General features: G+C 60.8%; 16 protein-coding genes. 8 read left to right on the top strand and 8 right to left on the bottom strand.

Features of this window, described 5'->3' with window-relative positions; translation table 11 throughout:
* Nucleotide 1 precedes the first annotated feature (1 nt).
* The 4 genes from AC1ROR_RS06180 to AC1ROR_RS06195 all read left to right on the top strand — a co-directional run bounded on the left by AC1ROR_RS06180 (nucleotide 2) and on the right by AC1ROR_RS06195 (nucleotide 3634).
* Nucleotides 2–670: a DsbA family oxidoreductase gene (locus tag AC1ROR_RS06180; RefSeq protein ID WP_498588884.1), complete on the top strand. Its 669-nt coding sequence runs from the start codon at nucleotides 2–4 to the stop codon at nucleotides 668–670.
* A 53-nt stretch (nucleotides 671–723) separates the two neighbouring features.
* Nucleotides 724–1656, top strand: coding sequence for a DMT family transporter (locus tag AC1ROR_RS06185; protein WP_498588885.1), 933 nt, complete (start codon nucleotides 724–726; stop codon nucleotides 1654–1656).
* A gap of 126 nt (nucleotides 1657–1782) precedes the next feature.
* The gene (locus AC1ROR_RS06190) at nucleotides 1783–2610 is read left to right on the top strand and encodes an oxidoreductase (RefSeq protein ID WP_498588886.1); all 828 of its coding nucleotides are present in this window, start codon (nucleotides 1783–1785) and stop codon (nucleotides 2608–2610) included.
* Nucleotides 2611–2695: 85 nt separating this feature from the next.
* The gene (locus AC1ROR_RS06195; RefSeq protein WP_498589181.1) at nucleotides 2696–3634 is read left to right on the top strand and encodes an AraC family transcriptional regulator; all 939 of its coding nucleotides are present in this window, start codon (nucleotides 2696–2698) and stop codon (nucleotides 3632–3634) included.
* 96 nt (nucleotides 3635–3730) lie between these two features.
* On the opposite strand, the gene AC1ROR_RS06200 is transcribed toward AC1ROR_RS06195, so the two are convergent.
* From AC1ROR_RS06200 to AC1ROR_RS06210, 3 genes are all read right to left on the bottom strand, one after another.
* Nucleotides 3731–4069, bottom strand: a complete 339-nt coding sequence (locus tag AC1ROR_RS06200) for a hypothetical protein (protein ID WP_498588887.1) — start codon at nucleotides 4067–4069, stop codon at nucleotides 3731–3733.
* A 393-nt stretch (nucleotides 4070–4462) separates the two neighbouring features.
* A complete protein-coding gene (gene mfd, locus AC1ROR_RS06205) occupies nucleotides 4463–7960 on the bottom strand; it encodes a transcription-repair coupling factor (protein ID WP_498588888.1) in 3498 nt (1165 codons plus the stop codon).
* A gap of 4 nt (nucleotides 7961–7964) precedes the next feature.
* Nucleotides 7965–8276 (bottom strand): FAD assembly factor SdhE, encoded by a 312-nt coding sequence (locus AC1ROR_RS06210; RefSeq protein ID WP_498588889.1) that lies wholly within the window; start codon nucleotides 8274–8276, stop codon nucleotides 7965–7967.
* A 188-nt stretch (nucleotides 8277–8464) separates the two neighbouring features.
* Here AC1ROR_RS06210 and recG point away from each other — a divergent pair, with 188 nt between their 5' ends.
* From recG to AC1ROR_RS06230, 4 genes are read left to right on the top strand one after another with little or no spacing between them, the layout of a single operon-like run.
* Nucleotides 8465–10570, top strand: coding sequence for an ATP-dependent DNA helicase RecG (recG, locus tag AC1ROR_RS06215; protein WP_498588890.1), 2106 nt, complete (start codon nucleotides 8465–8467; stop codon nucleotides 10568–10570).
* A gap of 12 nt (nucleotides 10571–10582) precedes the next feature.
* The gene (locus AC1ROR_RS06220) at nucleotides 10583–10855 is read left to right on the top strand and encodes a hypothetical protein (RefSeq protein ID WP_035222955.1); all 273 of its coding nucleotides are present in this window, start codon (nucleotides 10583–10585) and stop codon (nucleotides 10853–10855) included.
* A gap of 55 nt (nucleotides 10856–10910) precedes the next feature.
* Nucleotides 10911–11168: a type II toxin-antitoxin system Phd/YefM family antitoxin gene (locus AC1ROR_RS06225; protein ID WP_035222953.1), complete on the top strand. Its 258-nt coding sequence runs from the start codon at nucleotides 10911–10913 to the stop codon at nucleotides 11166–11168.
* Complete coding sequence (locus AC1ROR_RS06230) at nucleotides 11165–11548, top strand: type II toxin-antitoxin system VapC family toxin (protein WP_035222950.1); 384 nt, start codon at nucleotides 11165–11167, stop codon at nucleotides 11546–11548. Before AC1ROR_RS06225 ends, AC1ROR_RS06230 begins: the two co-directional genes overlap by 4 nt.
* 3 nt (nucleotides 11549–11551) lie before the next feature.
* On the opposite strand, the gene AC1ROR_RS06235 is transcribed toward AC1ROR_RS06230, so the two are convergent.
* From AC1ROR_RS06235 to AC1ROR_RS06255, 5 genes are all read right to left on the bottom strand, one after another.
* Nucleotides 11552–12220: a DUF502 domain-containing protein gene (locus AC1ROR_RS06235; RefSeq protein ID WP_035222947.1), complete on the bottom strand. Its 669-nt coding sequence runs from the start codon at nucleotides 12218–12220 to the stop codon at nucleotides 11552–11554.
* 13 nt (nucleotides 12221–12233) lie between these two features.
* Complete coding sequence (locus AC1ROR_RS06240; RefSeq protein ID WP_498588891.1) at nucleotides 12234–12737, bottom strand: GNAT family N-acetyltransferase; 504 nt, start codon at nucleotides 12735–12737, stop codon at nucleotides 12234–12236.
* Complete coding sequence (glmS, locus tag AC1ROR_RS06245; protein ID WP_498588892.1) at nucleotides 12734–14560, bottom strand: glutamine--fructose-6-phosphate transaminase (isomerizing); 1827 nt, start codon at nucleotides 14558–14560, stop codon at nucleotides 12734–12736. Before glmS ends, AC1ROR_RS06240 begins: the two co-directional genes overlap by 4 nt.
* 203 nt (nucleotides 14561–14763) lie before the next feature.
* Complete coding sequence (gene glmU / locus AC1ROR_RS06250) at nucleotides 14764–16125, bottom strand: bifunctional UDP-N-acetylglucosamine diphosphorylase/glucosamine-1-phosphate N-acetyltransferase GlmU (RefSeq protein WP_498588893.1); 1362 nt, start codon at nucleotides 16123–16125, stop codon at nucleotides 14764–14766.
* A 207-nt stretch (nucleotides 16126–16332) separates the two neighbouring features.
* The gene (locus AC1ROR_RS06255; RefSeq protein WP_498589182.1) at nucleotides 16333–17070 is read right to left on the bottom strand and encodes a FadR/GntR family transcriptional regulator; all 738 of its coding nucleotides are present in this window, start codon (nucleotides 17068–17070) and stop codon (nucleotides 16333–16335) included.
* Nucleotide 17071: the final 1 nt, after the last annotated feature.

The raw sequence follows: 17071 nt of genomic DNA on the forward strand, positions 1-17071 counted from the left end.
CATGGAACGCATCGTTATCGACGTCGTATCGGATATGGTCTGCCCCTGGTGTTATCTCGGCAAGGCCAGGCTCGATCTTGCCATTGCCGAGGTGCAGGACGAAATCAGCGTCGACGTGAACTGGCGTCCCTATCGCCTCAATCCGGATTATCCGCCTGAGGGCGTCGACCAGAAGGCCGCGCTTGAGGAAAAGCTCGGCAAGGAGCGTCTGGAGCAGGCGCATGTCACGCTGGTGCAGCTCGGCAAGGAAGTCGGCATCCACTATGATTTCGATGCGATCAAGATCGGGCCGAACACGCTCGATGCGCACCGCCTGTCGTTGTGGGCCCATTCCGAAGGCCGCGACGTTCAGGAGAAGGTCGTCACCGCCCTGTTCAAGGCGAATTTCGAGGAAGGCCGCAATATCGGCGATCACGCCGTGCTGACCGATATCGCCGAAAAGGCGGGTATGGACGCCAAGGTGGTGGCACGGCTTCTCGCCTCGGAGGCGGACAGGGATACGGTCGTTGCCGAAATTGATGCGGCGCAGCAAATGGGCGTCGCCGGCGTGCCTTTTTTCATTCTGGACCAGAAATACGCCATCAGCGGTGCGCAAACGCCTGACGTCTTGATTGCTGCACTGCGGGATATTGCAAAAATCAAGGCGGACGAGCATAAGTCGATGAACTGACGGTCAAACACCTTCGGTTTTTCAGCAACTCGATTCTCCGCCGGTGTTTTCCCGTGTCCGACCAGACCCTGAAAGGCATTCTGCTTGCCTTTGCCGCCTTCGCTGCCTACGCATGGAGCGATGCAAGCGTTAAACTCATAGAAGGCCAGATTTCGCCGATCGAATCGGCCTTCTTCGGCGCCCTTTTCGGCTTTGCCGCCCTGCCCTTCATCCGCAAACGCAACGACCGCTGGATGGATATCGTCAGAACGACGAACCGCCCCTTGTGGATCATCCGCTTTTTTGCCGCCGGCACCGGCGCAGTCGGTAGCGTGACCGCTTTCACCCATCTTTCCATGGCGGAAGCCTTCGCGCTGATCTTCCTGCTCCCTTCCTTCGTCACCATCATGTCGGTGGTGTTCCTGAAGGAACAGGTGGGTATCAAGCGCTGGTCGGCCGTCATCATCGGTTTCCTCGGCGTGCTGGTCATCCTGCGGCCGGGCTTCCGCGAACTGGGCATCGGCCATCTCGGCGCCATCATCGGCGGCTTCAGCGGTGCACTCAGCATCGTCATCTTCCGCGCCATGGGACCGTCGGAAAAGAATGTCTCGCTTTATGGTGCCGGTGTGCTCGGCTGTCTCACCATAAGCGGCATCGCCATGGTGCCGACTTTTGTCATGCCAGCCGGCGAGCAATGGCTGTTGCTGGCGGGATATGGCCTGCTCGGCGCGCTTGGCAACGTACTGGTCATGTATGCCGCCCAATATGCGCCCGCCGCCATGATCGGTCCGACGCAATATAGCCAGATGCTCTGGGCTATCCTGTTCGGTTACCTGATTTTCGGCGACCGCATCGACGGATGGATGCTCGTCGGCATCGCCCTCATCGTCGGCTCCGGCCTGTTGACGCTGATCCGCGAGAAGCAGAGAAAGGTGCCGCTGCCCGCTTCGATCGCTGCCACCGACCAGAACGTGGCCGTCGGCATCACGCCGGAAAATCCCTCATAAGGTTGCCCCTCCTAAGGTTGAAAGGCGAGACCTGGCGGCTTGCACCATAAATATGGCGCGTTCCGCCACTGCGATGGCACGATGCGCGACCTATGTTGGCACTCTCCAAGAGCAAGAGGTGCCGACATGAACATACGAACCCAACCGACCGCCCTCGTTACCGGCGCATCATCCGGCATGGGCAAAAGCATCGCCAAACGCCTGATCGCCGATGGCTATCTCGTCTATGTCGCCGCGCGCAGCATCGACAGGATGACGGACCTGGAAAAGCTTGGCGCGATTGCGCTGCGCATGGACATCTCAAGCGACGAAGACATTGTCGCCGCTGTCGCCGCGATTACCGCACGATCCGGTGGCGTCGACGTGCTGGTGAACAACGCCGGCTACGGGCTCTACGGCCCGGTCGAGGAAATTCCGCTCGACGAGGCGCGCTACCAGTTCGAGGTCAACGTCTTCGGCACCGCCCGTCTGACACAGCTCCTTATGCCGGCCATGCGCGCAAGGGGCAAAGGCATGATCGTCAACATCACCTCGATGGGCGGCAAGATCTACACCGTTCTGGGTGCCTGGTATCACGCGACCAAACACGCGCTGGAAGGCTGGTCGGACAGTCTGCGGCTGGAAGCCGAGCCATTCGGCATCCGCGTCGTGGTGATCGAACCGGGCCTGATCGAGACCGGTTTCGGCACGGCCGCAGCGCAGGGTCTCCTCGAACGCTCGGCAAACGGCCCTTATGCGAAGATGGCGCAGAGCGTTGCGGCTTCCATGGACCGAAGCTACGGTAAGGGTATGGGCACCGATCCCGAGGTCATTGCCGACGTGGTGAGCAAGGCGGTCAGGTCCACCCGCCCGAAGACACGTTATGCGGCCGGCAAATACGCCCGGCTGATGATCGGCGTGCGCAAATGGTTCGGCGACCGGGCCTTCGACAGGCTGATCAGAAGCCAGATGTAGAAAGAAGGCCGGAGGTCGGATCATGAGCAGGGATTTGAGCGACAGGTGCAGGCTGCCCCAGGCTTTCTGGCGGGCGGCGGAGCGTATGGGGCTGCCCGCTCCGGCCCTGCTGCGGCAGGCGAAGCTTCCCGCAACGCTGCACATCGCCCCGGATGCATGGTTGACCACGGCGCAATATTTCGACCTGTGGCGGGCGGTCGAGGCCCTGTCGCAGGATTCGGCCATCGGCCTGCGGATGACGGTCGAGACAGACACGGCGATGCATCCACCCGCCACCATGTCAGCCTTCTTCGCCCGCGACTATCGCGACGGGCTGCACCGGCTTGCCCGCTTCAAGCGACTGTGCACCCCAGAAGAGCTTTCGGTAACGGAAAGCGGCGGAGAGGCCCGGATCGCCGTAAGATGGTTGCACACTGACGAGGCCGAGCCGGATGCTGCGGCCGACGTCACTTTCGCCGCCCTTCTCGAACTGGGGCGGCGGGGCACAGGCAGACACGTCACCCCGGTTCGGGTGGAGATGATTCGCGGTGGACCTGTTTCCGACGTCCATCGGAGTTATTTCAACGCACCCATCCGCACCGGCTGTCCGCAGAATGCCATGGTGCTGAAATGCGACGATCTCGATCTTCCCTTCGCCGGGCATAATCCCGAACTGCTGGCTATACTGGAGCCCGCGCTTGCGGCCTCCCTTGGCGAGATCGAGGCGCAATCCTCGCTGCCGGAGCAGGTCAAGATTCTGATCAAACGCCGCATCGCAAGCGGCAAGCCGGAGATTTCCGAGGTGGCGCGCGAACTCGGCATGAGCGAAAGAACCCTGCAGCGTCGTATCACGGAACAGGGATCGAATTATCGAGCGCTGATTGAGCAGGCGCGGCAGGAACTCGGCCGCGACCTGCTTTCAGACAAACGCAATGGAATTGAGGAGATAGCCTTCCTGCTCGGCTTCCAGGACACCGGCTCGTTCTATCGGGCGTTTCGAAGCTGGGAAGGCGTGACGCCAGCCCAGTGGCGAGGGAGACACTGACATTGAACAGAGCGTCGTCGGCTACCGGCCAAAGGTCGGAAGCTGCCTCTCGCTTTCCGCGTCGCGCGGGTCATTGCGCCTGTCGGATTTCACGACCTAGTCGCAAACCCTGGCCCGATACATGTCGCCCCAGCCATTCTGCCGCCAGACGACGTGACAGCGCGGATAGGCCGGCTGATAGATCACCGGAGGGCCGTAAGCCGGCGGACCGTAAAAGGGATCTCCATAATAGGGGCCGCCATAGCAATGCCGCGCCCCGGCGATGATGGCGCCGCCGATAATCGCCCCGGCGATACCTGCGGCAATGCCGCCGCCGCCATGCCCGTGTCCAAAGTGGTTGCGTGCTTCCGCCTGGTTGGTGGTGGCAATTGTGGTGCCCGCAATTGTCAAAGCAACCAGACCTGCGGAGACGAACCTGTTCATCCTGGTCCACATTGTCTTGCTCCTTCGTCTTCCCACTCGCGCATCATATTGGGCGCAATGCAGGAGATGGGAACAAGACTACGCCCGTTGAAGCTACCGGCGCATGTCCGTTTCATTACATACCGGTAATGTTTGCAGAGCCTTGGGGTGTTAGCTTTGGGGAGGTTGCCGATCCATAGCGGACCGATGAGCGTGGGGCTTTACCCCCCTCTGCCCTGCCGGGCATCTCCCCTCAAGGGGGGAGATCGACCTGCGGCGAGGTCCCGCCCATCTCGGAGTTCGAGAATGAAATGGCGGGAGAGCATCTTGCCGATCTCCCCCCTTAAGGGGGAGATGTCCGGCAGGACAAAGGGGGGTAAGCCCCACGCGCCTCGGCCTGCTTTGGGTCGACGACCTCCCGAAGTTTTAGGACCGCGCCAGCTCTGCCAGCTGCGTCATGACCATCGCCGCACCCGCCAGCCGCTTTTCCGGCGTCGGCAGGTCGCGGGTCAGGAACAGGCTGTGATCGGGGCGGATCTTCGCCATCGTGCCCTGCTTGCCGATATAGGCGACAAGCGCTGCCGGATTGGGGAATTCCTTGTTACGGAACTGCACGACCACGCCCTTCGGCCCGGCATCCACCTTCTCGACATTGGCGGTGCGGCAGAGCGACTTGATGTAAACGATCTTGAGGAGATGCTGCACCTCTTTCGGCAGCGGGCCGAAACGGTCGATCATTTCCGCACCGAAACCATCGATCTCGCTGATATCCGCAAGCTCACCGAGACGGCGGTAAAGACCCATGCGCAGATGCAGATCGGGAACATAATCCTCCGGGATCATGACAGAGGTGCCGACCGAGATTTGCGGCGACCAGCCGCTATCCTGCACCTGCTCGTCGCCCTTCACTTCGGCCACCGCCTCTTCCAGCATCTGCTGGTAAAGCTCGAAGCCGACTTCCTTGATATGGCCGGACTGTTCCTCGCCGAGCAGATTGCCCGCACCGCGAATATCGAGGTCGTGGCTGGCCAGCTGGAAGCCGGCGCCCAGCGTATCGAGCGATTGCAGCACCTTCAGCCGCCGCTCCGCCATCGTCGTCAGCACCTTGTTGACCGGCAGGGTGAAGAGCGCGAAGGCGCGCACCTTGGAACGTCCGACACGGCCGCGCAGCTGGTAAAGCTGGGCCAGACCGAACATATCGGCGCGATGCACGATCAGCGTATTGGCGGTCGGCACGTCGAGGCCGGATTCGACAATGGTGGTCGACAGCAGCACATCATATTTGCCGTCGTAGAAGGCGTTCATGATGTCTTCAAGTTCGCCTGCCGGCATCTGCCCATGCGCCACCGCCACCTTCAGTTCCGGCACGTCCGATTGCAGGAAGGCGTGAATATCGGCGAGATCGGCAAGGCGCGGGCAGACGTAAAAACTCTGGCCGCCGCGATAATGCTCGCGCATCAGCGTCTCGCGAATGACGAGCGGATCAAACGGCGAAATGAAGGTACGCACCGCCATGCGGTCCACCGGCGGCGTGGTGATGAGCGACAACTCGCGCACGCCCGTCATGGCAAGCTGCAAGGTGCGCGGAATAGGCGTCGCAGAGAGCGTCAGCACATGCACATCGCTCTTCAGCTCCTTCAGCCGCTCCTTGTGCTTCACACCGAAATGCTGCTCTTCGTCGATGATCAGCAGGCCGAGATTGGCGAAGCTGATGCCCGCGCCGAGCAGCGCATGGGTGCCGACGACGATATCCGTCTTGCCATCAGCCACTTCCTTTTTCGTCAGCGTCAGTTCCTTGGAGCCGACAAGGCGCGAAGCCTGCTGCACCCGGATAGGCAACCCACGGAAACGTTCCGAGAAGGTGCGGAAATGTTGGCGGGAAAGCAGCGTGGTCGGCACCACCACAGCCACCTGCACGCCGTTCATGGCGGCAAGGAACGCGGCGCGCAACGCCACCTCGGTCTTGCCGAAACCGACATCGCCGCAGATCAGGCGATCCATCGGCCGGCCGGCCCCCAGATCCTCGCGGATGGACTCAATCGCGTTCAGCTGGTCTTCCGTCTCGTCATAGGGGAAACGGGCGGCGAATTCGTCGTAAAGCCCGTCAGGGGCCGTCAGCACCGGCGCATGGCGCACCAGGCGCGCAGCCGCAATGCGAATAAGCTCGTCTGCCATGTCCAGCAGGCGTTTCTTGAGCTTGGCCTTGCGCATCTGCCATGCGCCGCCGCCGAGCTTGTCCAGCTGCGCTTCCGCCGCATCCGAACCGTAACGGGACAGAAGATCGATGTTTTCAACGGGCAGGAACAGCTTGGCATCGTCGGCATAATGCAGTTCCAGACACGCGCGCGGCGCACCCGCCGCCTCGATGGTCCGCAGGCCGACGAAGCGGCCGATACCATGTTCGGCATGGACGACAAGCGAGCCCTCATCCAGCCCCGCCACCTCTGAGATGAAATCCGCGCCGCGCTTGCGGCGCTTGGAGCGGCGCACCATGCGGTCGCCGAGAATATCCTGCTCGCCGATAACCGCCAGCGTTCCGGTTTCGAAACCCGCCTCAAGGCTGAGAACCGCCGAGGCCGCCTCGCCCTTGCCGAGCTTCTCCACCTCTTTCAGCGAGGTGACCGGCTTGATCTTCTCAAGCCCGTGCTCGTTCAGCACCTGCAACAGCCGGTCAAGCGAACCTTCCGACCAGCCTGTTATCAGCACCTTCCAGCCCTTGGCGCGGCGCTCGGCAATGTGCTTTACCGCCAGATCGAAAACATTGACCCGCTCTTCGCTCTCGCCTTCGGTTGGCGGACGCGCCCAGCGCGGCCCGACATGGGCGTCGAGCGTCGCGACCGGGCGACCTTCGCTGTCCTGTTCGTTGAAAGGGGTCAGACGCACGGCGTTAACGGCGGCGAGCGCGGCATCGAAGCTCTTGCCGTCGAGATAAAGCTGGCCGGGCGAAACAGGCTTATAGGGCGCGCCCTGCGTCGAGCCCTTGGTTTCGCCGGAGCTGCGGCGCGCATCGTAATAATCGAGCACCAGCTTCGAGCGTTCTTTCGCCGCCTCCCGCGCCGTGTGATCGGTGACGATGCGGAAATCCTTCAGATAATCGAAAGCGGTCTCCAGCTGCTCGTAAAACAGCGGCAGCCAGTGCTCCATGCCGGCATAACGGCGGCCTTCGGAAACGGCCTGATAAAGCGCATCGTCACGCGTTGCAGCACCGAACAGCGACAGGTAATTCTTGCGGAAACGGCTGATCGTATCCGGCGTCAGCGTCACTTCGCTCATCGGGTTCAGATCAAGCGAGCGCGCCTGGCCGATGGTGCGCTGGCTGGCCGGATCGAAGGTGCGGATGCTTTCCAGCGTATCGCCGAAGAAATCAAGCCGCACCGGCTCTTCCGTGCCCGGAACGAACACATCGAGAATGCCGCCGCGCACGGCGAATTCGCCCACTTCGCGCACCGTCGCCACCCGGTCGAAACCGTTGCGCTCCAGCCGCGCGGCAATCTCCTCCATGCGGATCTGGTTGCCGGGGCGCGCCGAAAAGCCGAGGCTTTCGATAATGTCGCGCGGCGCCATCTTCTGCAGCATGGCGTTGACGGTGACCAGCACGATGGCCGGATGTGGCTTCTTGGCGTGACTGATGAGACCGGAAAGCGCCGCCAGCCGGCGCGCCGAAGTGTCGGCGCTCGGTGACACGCGGTCATAGGGAAGGCAGTCCCAGGCGGGCAGCGTCATCACTGGAATGTCAGGCGCGACGAAACCGAGGATCTGTTCGAGATCGGCAACCCGCTGGCCATCCGACATCACATAGGCGACCGACGTGCCGGCCCGCGCCATATCGGCAAGCAAAAGGGCTTCCATGCCGGAAGGCACGTTTCCGATGGTCAGCGGCGTATCGGCCGACGACACCAGCTTTGCATCGAATCCGGCTATCATATTCTCAGGCTTTCAGGGTTTCGGCGGTGACGAGATCGAAATCGGGACGGTAGGAGGCGATCTTCTCGAACAGCGGGGTCTGGAATTTTTCCGGTATGGCAAGGGCGCCGGTCACCATCTTGACGAGGTCGTTATCCTCTTCCGCCATGATGATCTCAAGCTCGTCGAGCTGCTCATCGGAAAGCCCGGCAATATTGTCTTCCGCGAATTGCCCGAGCACCAGATCCATCTCGCGAATGCCCCGGTGCCAGCAGCGGTAAAGAATCCGCCGGCGTCTCGGATCGAGGTCGGCACTCGTGCGCACCAGTCCAGTCATCGCATTCACCTTTCGGTTGGCTATTCAACAGGATGTTGACTGCGACCTCCTATAGAACAGGAGGCGAACGCTTGGGAACCGGTTTTTATCGAAATAATGCCACGGCGGTGAAAATCTGCCGGTGATAACCCGCCTTTGTGGCCAGCGAAGTCTTGCATAAGCCGCCCCCTTCCCCGATTTTGCTGCCCATGCGCCCGGCCATTCTCGATCCGCTGTTTGCCTCCGTCTCCACCCTCGCCGGTGTGGGGCCGAAGCTTGCCGATCTTCTGGCCAAGCTTTTGAGCCGGGAAAGCGCCGACGACACGCGCGTGATCGATCTTCTGTTCCACGCGCCATCCAACGTCATCGACCGCCGCAACCGTCCCGGCATTGCGCTGGCCAGCCCCGGCGCCATTGTCACCATTCAGGGACGTGTCGACCGCCACCAGCCGCCACCGCCGGGAAACCGTAATGCGCCCTATCGAGTCTTCCTGCATGACGAGACCGGCGAACTGGCGCTGACCTTCTTCCGCGCCAAGGGCGACTGGCTGTCCAAGGCCCTGCCTGTGGATGAGGAGGTTCTCGTCAGCGGCAAGGTGGACTGGTTCAACGGCCGCGCTTCCATGGTGCATCCGGATTTCATGGTGAAGCTATCAGAGGCGGAAAACCTGCCTTTGGTGGAAGCCGTTTATCCCATGACCGCCGGGCTGTCTGCCAAGGTGCTGCGCAAGGCAATCGAAGGCGGGCTTTCAAAGCTGCCGGTCTTTCCCGAATGGATCGACGAGACACTGAAGACGAGGCAGGGCTTCGGCGATGTCGCCTCAAGCTTCCGCGAATTGCACGACCCGCGCGACAGCGCCGATATCGAGCCGCAGGCCCCGTCGCGCAGGCGGCTTGCCTATGACGAATTCCTCGCCGGTCAGCTCTCACTGGCGCTGGTGCGCCAGCGGCTGCGCAAGGTGGCAGGCCAGCCGATCCGCGCCAAGGGTGACGTCGCCGCGAAAATCCTGTCGCAACTGCCCTTCTCGCTGACGGCAAGCCAGAGCGCTGCGGTGAAAGATATCCTGACCGACATGGCCGGCGAAGACCGCATGTTGCGGCTGCTGCAGGGCGACGTCGGTGCGGGCAAGACATTGGTGGCGCTGATGGCCATGGCCACAGCGGTGGAGGCCGGCGGTCAGGCGGTGCTGATGGCCCCGACCGAAATCCTTGCCCGCCAGCATTACGCCACCATCTCCAAACTCGCTCAGGCAGCGGGCATCACCGTCGAAGTGCTGACCGGCCGCACCAAGGGCAAGGAGCGCCGGGAGATCGAGGAGCGCGTCGCTTCCGGCGAAGCGCAGATCGTCATCGGCACCCATGCGCTGTTTCAGGACAGCGTGAGTTACAGGAACCTCGTGCTGGCAGTGGTCGACGAACAGCACCGTTTTGGCGTTCACCAGCGCCTGCGCCTCACTGCGAAGGGCATCACGCCGCATATGCTGGTCATGACCGCAACACCCATTCCGCGCACACTGGTTCTGGCCGCTTTCGGGGACATGGATGTCTCCAAGCTCACCGAAAAACCGGCCGGCCGCAAACCCATCCAGACCGTGACGATCCCCACCGAACGGATCGGCGACATCGTCGAGCGACTGCGCGCCGCGTTGAAGGAGGGCAAGAAGGCCTACTGGATTTGCCCGCTTGTGGAGGAGACGGAAGAATCCGACCTGATGTCGGCGGAGGAGCGCCACGCGGTTCTCTCGCAGATGCTCGGCGCCAATATCGGCCTCATCCATGGACGAATGAGCGGCCCGGAGAAGGACGCCGCCATGCTCGCCTTCAAGAACGGCGAAACCCGGCTGCTGGTGGCGACGACCGTGGTGGAAGTGGGCGTCGACGTGCCGGATGCGACGATCATGGTCATTGAACACGCCGAACGTTTCGGCCTCGCCCAGCTTCACCAGCTGCGCGGCCGCGTAGGGCGCGGCGACGAGGCCTCCACCTGCATCCTGCTCTATAAAGGCCCACTCAGCGAAAACGGTCGCGCCCGGCTTTCCATCCTGCGCGACAGCGAGGATGGCTTCCTGATTGCCGAGGAGGATTTGAAGCTGCGCGGTGAAGGCGAGCTGCTCGGCACCCGCCAGTCCGGCACGCCGGGCTTCCGCATCGCCAGCCTCGAGGCCCATGCCGATCTTCTGGAAATCGCCCGCAAAGACGCGGCTTACGTCATCGAACGCGACCCCGAACTGACAGGCCCGCGCGGCAATGCGCTGCGCACCCTGCTCTATTTGCACCGCCGCGACGAAGCGATCCGCTTCCTGCATGCCGGCTGAAAGTGAACGTCCATGAACATGATCGACCCACGCCGCCCGCCACCCGCCTTCCGCAAAGGTTATGCGCTGTGTTCGCCGCAAAATATCCTGCAACCCGAGACATTTGCGAAGAGCGCGAAAAAGGCAATCGGCAAGGCGTTCAAGAAACCCGGCCGCAAGAAGGCGTGGAGCCAGGCGCTGGAAGAAGGCTGGAGCGTGAGGCTGGTCTATATGCGGCTTTTCGTTCCCGTATTCCACGCCACGAGCGCCGGCACAGAAGTGGATGATCTGGACGACGAGGATTGATATAGTCCATTGAATGGACTAATCTAATGCTAACTCTTAACGCCCGAGGTTAGCCGTGCAGATATCCGTGACGGATGCAAAAAGTCAGCTTACCGAACTGGTGCGCCGCGCCGAAGCCGGTGATGAGGTCATTCTCACCCGTCATGGCCACGCCGCCGTGCGGCTGGTTCCGGTCACTGCCGTGGCGGATAAAACATCCCGCAGGGCCGCGCTCGCAAAAGTGCGCGCGACTGTCGCCAACAAAGCCAATGATGGCCCGGATGCCGCGCATAGTCAGGATTTTCTCTATGACGAGCATGGCCTTCCGAAATGATCGTCATCGATACGTCGGCTCTGATGGCGATCCTGCTCGATGAACCCAAAGCGGATGCCTGCGCCGCAGCGCTCGAAACGGATGAGCCTCTACTCATTTCCGCGGGGACGCTTGCGGAGGCCATGATCGTGGCGCAGCGGCGCGACCGCAGCCGGGAACTGGAGATGCTGATCGAAGGTCTGAGCGCCGAAATCAAACCCGTTACCCCCAAATCGGCACATGGCGTTTCCGAAGCTTACCGCATCTGGGGCAAGGGCATCCATCGTGCCGGACTGAATTTCGGCGACTGTTTTGCCTACGAACTGGCGAAAACCGAGGGTTGCCCTTTGCTTTATGTCGGCAACGACTTTTCGCAGACGGACATCCTCGGCGTTCTCTAACCGTCAAACCGGCGCAATCATCTTCGGCGGCGTGAAATCCGGGGCCACCAGACCGCCGGATATCAAGAGCTTTGCCGCATCTTCCGGCGTCATATCCAGCATCACGATCTTGTCTTTCGGCACGAACAGCAGAAAACCGGCTGTCGGCACCGGTGTCGGCGGCAGGAAGACGGCGACCATCTGCTGGCCCATTTCATTGAAACGATGGGCAAGCTCGCCTTTGGCCTCGGAGGCGACGAAGACCATCGCCCAAGTGCCGGATGACGGAAACTCGATCAGGCCGACCTTCTTGAAGGAGTTCGAATGCTCCTTCAGGACGGATTCGAACAGCTGCTTGATGCTCTTGTAGATCGGCCGCACCAGCGGCATGCGGTTGAGGATGGATTCGCCGACGCCGAAAATCCATTTGCCGATGAGGTTATTGCCGAGAAAGCCGATGAGGGTGATGCCGACGACGGCGATCAGCAGGCCGAAACCGGGAATAGCCACATCGAAATATTGTTCGGGATCGTAACGGGCGGGAATATAGGGCTTCACCCAGCTATCCGCCCATTGCAGGAAACTCCACACCAGCCACATGGTGATGGTGACGGGCGCGAGGATCAGAACGCCCGTGAGGAAACTATTGCGCAGGCGGGCTGCGAATGAAATTTTTACTGGAATATCGGTCATTTACCGTTCGGAATTAAGCGTTGACGCTATCGAAACCCGGATGAAAACCGACAATGCCGGATGGAGTTCCACCATGCAAGCGCAGGGCCAACAAATATTTGTCAGGAATGCCTTTGCTGTGCAGGCCGTCGAAACGCTCAAATCCAAATCGGCCGTAATAGGCAGGACTGCCCGCCAGAATGCATCCGGCCGCTTCGAGCCGATCCAGCATTGAAAGTCCCTCATGCACGAGGCGCGACCCAATGCCCTGACCTTGCCTCTCCGGAGAGACCGAAATCGGGCCGAGAGCAAACCAGCGGCCTTCCGAATCCGAGACGGTGACCGGCGAAAAAGCGACATGGCCGACGATCTGCCCGCCATCCTCCGCCACCAGAGAAATGGTGAGCGCATCCGCATTGCGCAGCCTGCCGACGATCAGGTGTTCGGTCTGGTCGCTAAACGGCATATCCCGGAACGCCGCTTCCGTCAGCGCTCCTATCGCCTCTTCATCGCCCTGCCGCTCCGGCCTGATGATCATTCAACGGTCACCGATTTCGCCAGATTGCGCGGCTGGTCCACATCCGTGCCCATGAAGACGGCGGTGTGATAGGCGAGTAGCTGGATCGGCAGCGAAAACACCATCGGCGCAATCAGTTCGTCAACTGTCGGCAGCGTGATCGTCGCCATTGTATCGAGCTTGGAAGCCGCAGCCCCCTTCTCATCGGTGATGAAGATGATGCGGCCGCCGCGCGCGGCGACCTCCTGCATGTTCGAAACGGTCTTTTCGAAGAAGCGGTCATGCGGTGCGATGACGATAACAGGCATGTTCTCGTCGATCAGCGCAATCGGGCCATGCTTCAGCTCGCCGGCGGCATAACCCTCGGCGTGGATATAGGAGATTTCCTTGAGCTTCAGTGCGCCTTCCAGCGCCAGCGGGAAGCTGGTGCCACGGCCGAGATAAAGCACATCCTTGAAACGTGACAGATCGCGCGACAGCGCTTCGATCTGCGGCTGGATGATGTTCAGAACCTTGCTCATGATGCGCGGCATCTCGATCAGATGCTGCACCAGTTCCTTTTCCTGGCCGGGTTTCAGCGTACCGCGCGCCTTGCCGGCGGCGATCGCCAGCGAAGCAAGAACAGCCAGCTGGCAGGTGAACGCCTTGGTGGAAGCGACGCCGATTTCAGGGCCGGCAAGAATTGGGAAGATGGCGTCGGATTCGCGGGCAATGGTCGATTCCCGAACATTGACGATAGCGCCGATCTTGAGACCGTTTTCCTTGCAATAACGCAGCGACGCCAGCGTATCGGCCGTCTCGCCGGATTGCGAAATGAAAAGCGCCGCCTGAGACGGCTGAAGCGGCATTTCGCGGTAACGGAATTCCGAGGCGACATCGATTTCCACCGGCAGACGGGCATAACGCTCGAACCAGTATTTGCCGATCAGGCCCGACAGATAGGCTGTGCCGCAGGCGGAAATGGCAAGACCGGAAAGCTTGGCGAAATCGATTGCGGTATCGGCCTGCTTCACGGTCTTGGAAGCGAAATCCACATAATGGCTGAGCGCATGGGAAATGACTTCCGGCTGCTCGTATATTTCCTTTTCCATGAAGTGGCGGTGGTTGCCCTTGTCGACCACATAGGCCGTCGCCTGCGAAATCTGACGCTCGCGCTTCACCGGTTTGCCGGAGAAATCGATGATTTCCGCACCTTGACGGGTCACGATGGCGCAATCGCCATCCACCAGATAGGTGATCTCATTGGTAAAGGGCGACAGCGCGATGGCATCGGAGCCGAGGAACATTTCCCCCCGACCGTAACCGACGGCAAGCGGCGGGCCGGAGCGCGCCGAAAGCAGCGTGCCGGGATCATCCTTGAACATGACGACCAGCGCATAGGCGCCGGTGACGCGGTTCAGCATCTTCAACATCGCCTCGCGATGGCCGAGGCCCTCGCGGGTATATTTCGCCAGAAGCTGCGCCACCACTTCGGTGTCGGTCTGGGTGGTGAAGGTTGCGCCGCCGGCAGTCAATTCCTCGCGCAGCTCGGAGAAGTTTTCGATGATGCCGTTATGAACGACGGCCACGCCGTCGACAAAATGCGGATGGGCGTTGGTTTCGTTCGGAACGCCATGGGTTGCCCAGCGGGTGTGAGCGATGCCGACCACGCCCGGCAGCGGCTCTTCCGAAAGCCTTTTCTCCAGATTGAACAGCTTTCCTTCCGCCCGGCGGCGGTCCATCGCGCCATTGTCGATGGTGGCGACACCAGCCGAATCGTAACCGCGATATTCGAGACGCTTCAGCGCATCGACAAGCCGTTCAGCAACGGGCTGGGTTCCGACAATTCCGACAATTCCGCACATATATTTCTCCAGACGGCGATCTCTTCGCCGAAACTTCCAGAGTATTTTCGCATTTCACTGAAATGCAAAAATACTCCACCTTTTTGTTCTGACGCATTTCCGGACGTAAACCGCTGCACACTTTTACTGGAAATGCTTTAACCGTTTCCCTGAAATCGGCAATTACGCCGCCGGTCACTTTCGGTATCGCTCGGTAACGTCTTTCAAGAGGACTTTTTCTTCGCTTCCTTCAGCGCTTTTGCCCGCTCGCGCACAACGGTCGCCCGGCCCGGCTTCATCTCCTGCCGCGCGCGCCCGAAGGCTAGCGCATCATCAGGCACGTCATCGGTAATCACGCTGCCGGAGGCGATATAGGCTCCCTCTCCAATGGTGACAGGAGCGACCAGCGACGAGTTCGAACCGATGAAGCTATTGGCACCGATCCGCGTTTCTGCCTTGTTGTAGCCGTCGTAATTGCAGGTGATGGTGCCCGCACCGATATTGCTGCCCGCGCCGATGAAGGCATCGCCGATATAGGTCAGATGGTTGACCTTGGCGCCCGCGCCGATCTCCGCTTTCTTCACTTCGCAGAAATTGCCGACCTTGGCATTGGCGTGCAGATTGGCGCCCGGGCGCAATCGCGCATAGGGACCGACTGTCGCACCCTCGGCGACATAAGCCCCTTCCAGATGTGAAAACGCATGGATGACGGCACCCGGCTCGATGGTGACGCCGGGACCGATGACGACATTCGGTTCGATCAAAACGTCCTGACCGATCTTCGTGTCATAGGAGAGAAACACGGTCTCCGGCGCAATCATCGAAACACCGTCCACCATCAATTCGTGGCGGCGACGTTCCTGCCAGAGCTTCTCGATAAAGGCCAGTTCGGCGCGGTTGTTACAGCCGACCAGCTCGGCTTCCGGCGCGTCGATGGCGACAGCGCGGCGGCCGAGGGAACGGGCGATTTCGACCACATCGGTCAGATAATATTCGCCCTTCACATTACTGTTGCCGATCCGGTCGAGCAGGTCCAGCGCGTTGCGACCGTTGATGGCCATCAGGCCACTATTGCACCAGGTGACTTTACGCTCCGCATCGGTCGCATCCTTCTCCTCACGGATAGCAACAAGCTCACCATCCTTTACGAGAAGCCGGCCGTAACCGGTTGGGCGATCGGTATGGAAACCGATGACGGCGACATCGGCGCCGGCGGCAATCGCCTCACGCGCCCGGTCGAGCGTTGCAGACGTGATGAGCGGCACATCGCCATAGGCAACAATGAGATCGTCGAAACCACGTTCGATGGCCTGGCGGGCGGCAAGAACCGCATGGCCGGTGCCCTTGCGTTCCGTTTGCAGGAAAGCTTCGACCTGAAGGCCCTGCATGCTTGCGGCGGCAGCGACATTGTCGGCATCGCGCCCGACCACCAGCGCCACCGCGCCGACACCCGCTCCAGCCACCGCCTCCACCACATGCCCGATCATCGGGCGTCCCGCGACCGGATGAAGCACCTTGGATTTCGACGACTTCATGCGCGTGCTGTCGCCCGCTGCGAGAATAACGGCTAGAGAGCTGCGCTCCATAAGACCTCCAACACCCTGTCACCGGCCACAGGACGGCCGCAACAGTGGCAATGTTTGACTTGACGCCGACCGGTTTAACGGACGGGCGCATCGGTGATTTCTTTCCGGCACTGCTATAACGGCGCCCCACTTAAGAAACCATGCAAATCTCCACCAAATTTCCACGCCGATTTTCATCAAACGTGATCGGCGACTGCCTGGCATGATCTATTTTCGGGAATTGCGGGCCGTGAATTCGAGTATCTGCTGACGGCCGTTCTCAATCAGCCTTTCCATCTCGCGGCGGGCCGCGGCCTCATCGTGCAGGCGAAACGCTTCCACGAGCCTCAGATGGGAGGCGGACACGTCGGAAATCTCGTTGGGATCAGCTTCCGGATTGCTCATCCGGAAAATACCCGCGAGGGCCGCCTTTATCAGCGAACCGACCGTGCGCATGAACGGGTTGCCGGACATTTCGGTAATCAGGACATGGAAATTCATATCCGCAAGCGCCCGCTTTTCCTTGGAATAGGCCGTGTTGCCCATCTCATTGGCGTAAGCGACGAGCTTTGCAATATCGCCGTCTTTTGCCCTGATAGCGGCAAGCCCCGCACCATAGGGTTCGAAAGCGAGGCGGATATCGTAGAGGTGCAAAAGGAATTCGTCGCTGACACCCGCCTCGAAATGCCAGAGCAGCACTTCGCTGTCGAACATGTTCCAGTTTTCGCGTTCCGTCACCCGGGTGCCAATACGGGCCTTGGGAGAAATCATGCCCTTGGCCGTCAGCGTCTTCATCGCTTCGCGCAGAACCGTGCGGGATACTTTCAGCCGCTCCATAAGCTCGGCGTCGCCGGGCAGAATATCACCCGTCTTGAAGGTGCCGGACACGATATCAAGGCCTAGCTTGTGAACGACCTGTGCATGATTTGTCCGCAACTTTCGAAAACCGATCGCCGCATCGAGCATT

This window comes from Agrobacterium sp. GW821-FHT14E08, from assembly GCF_058803865.1.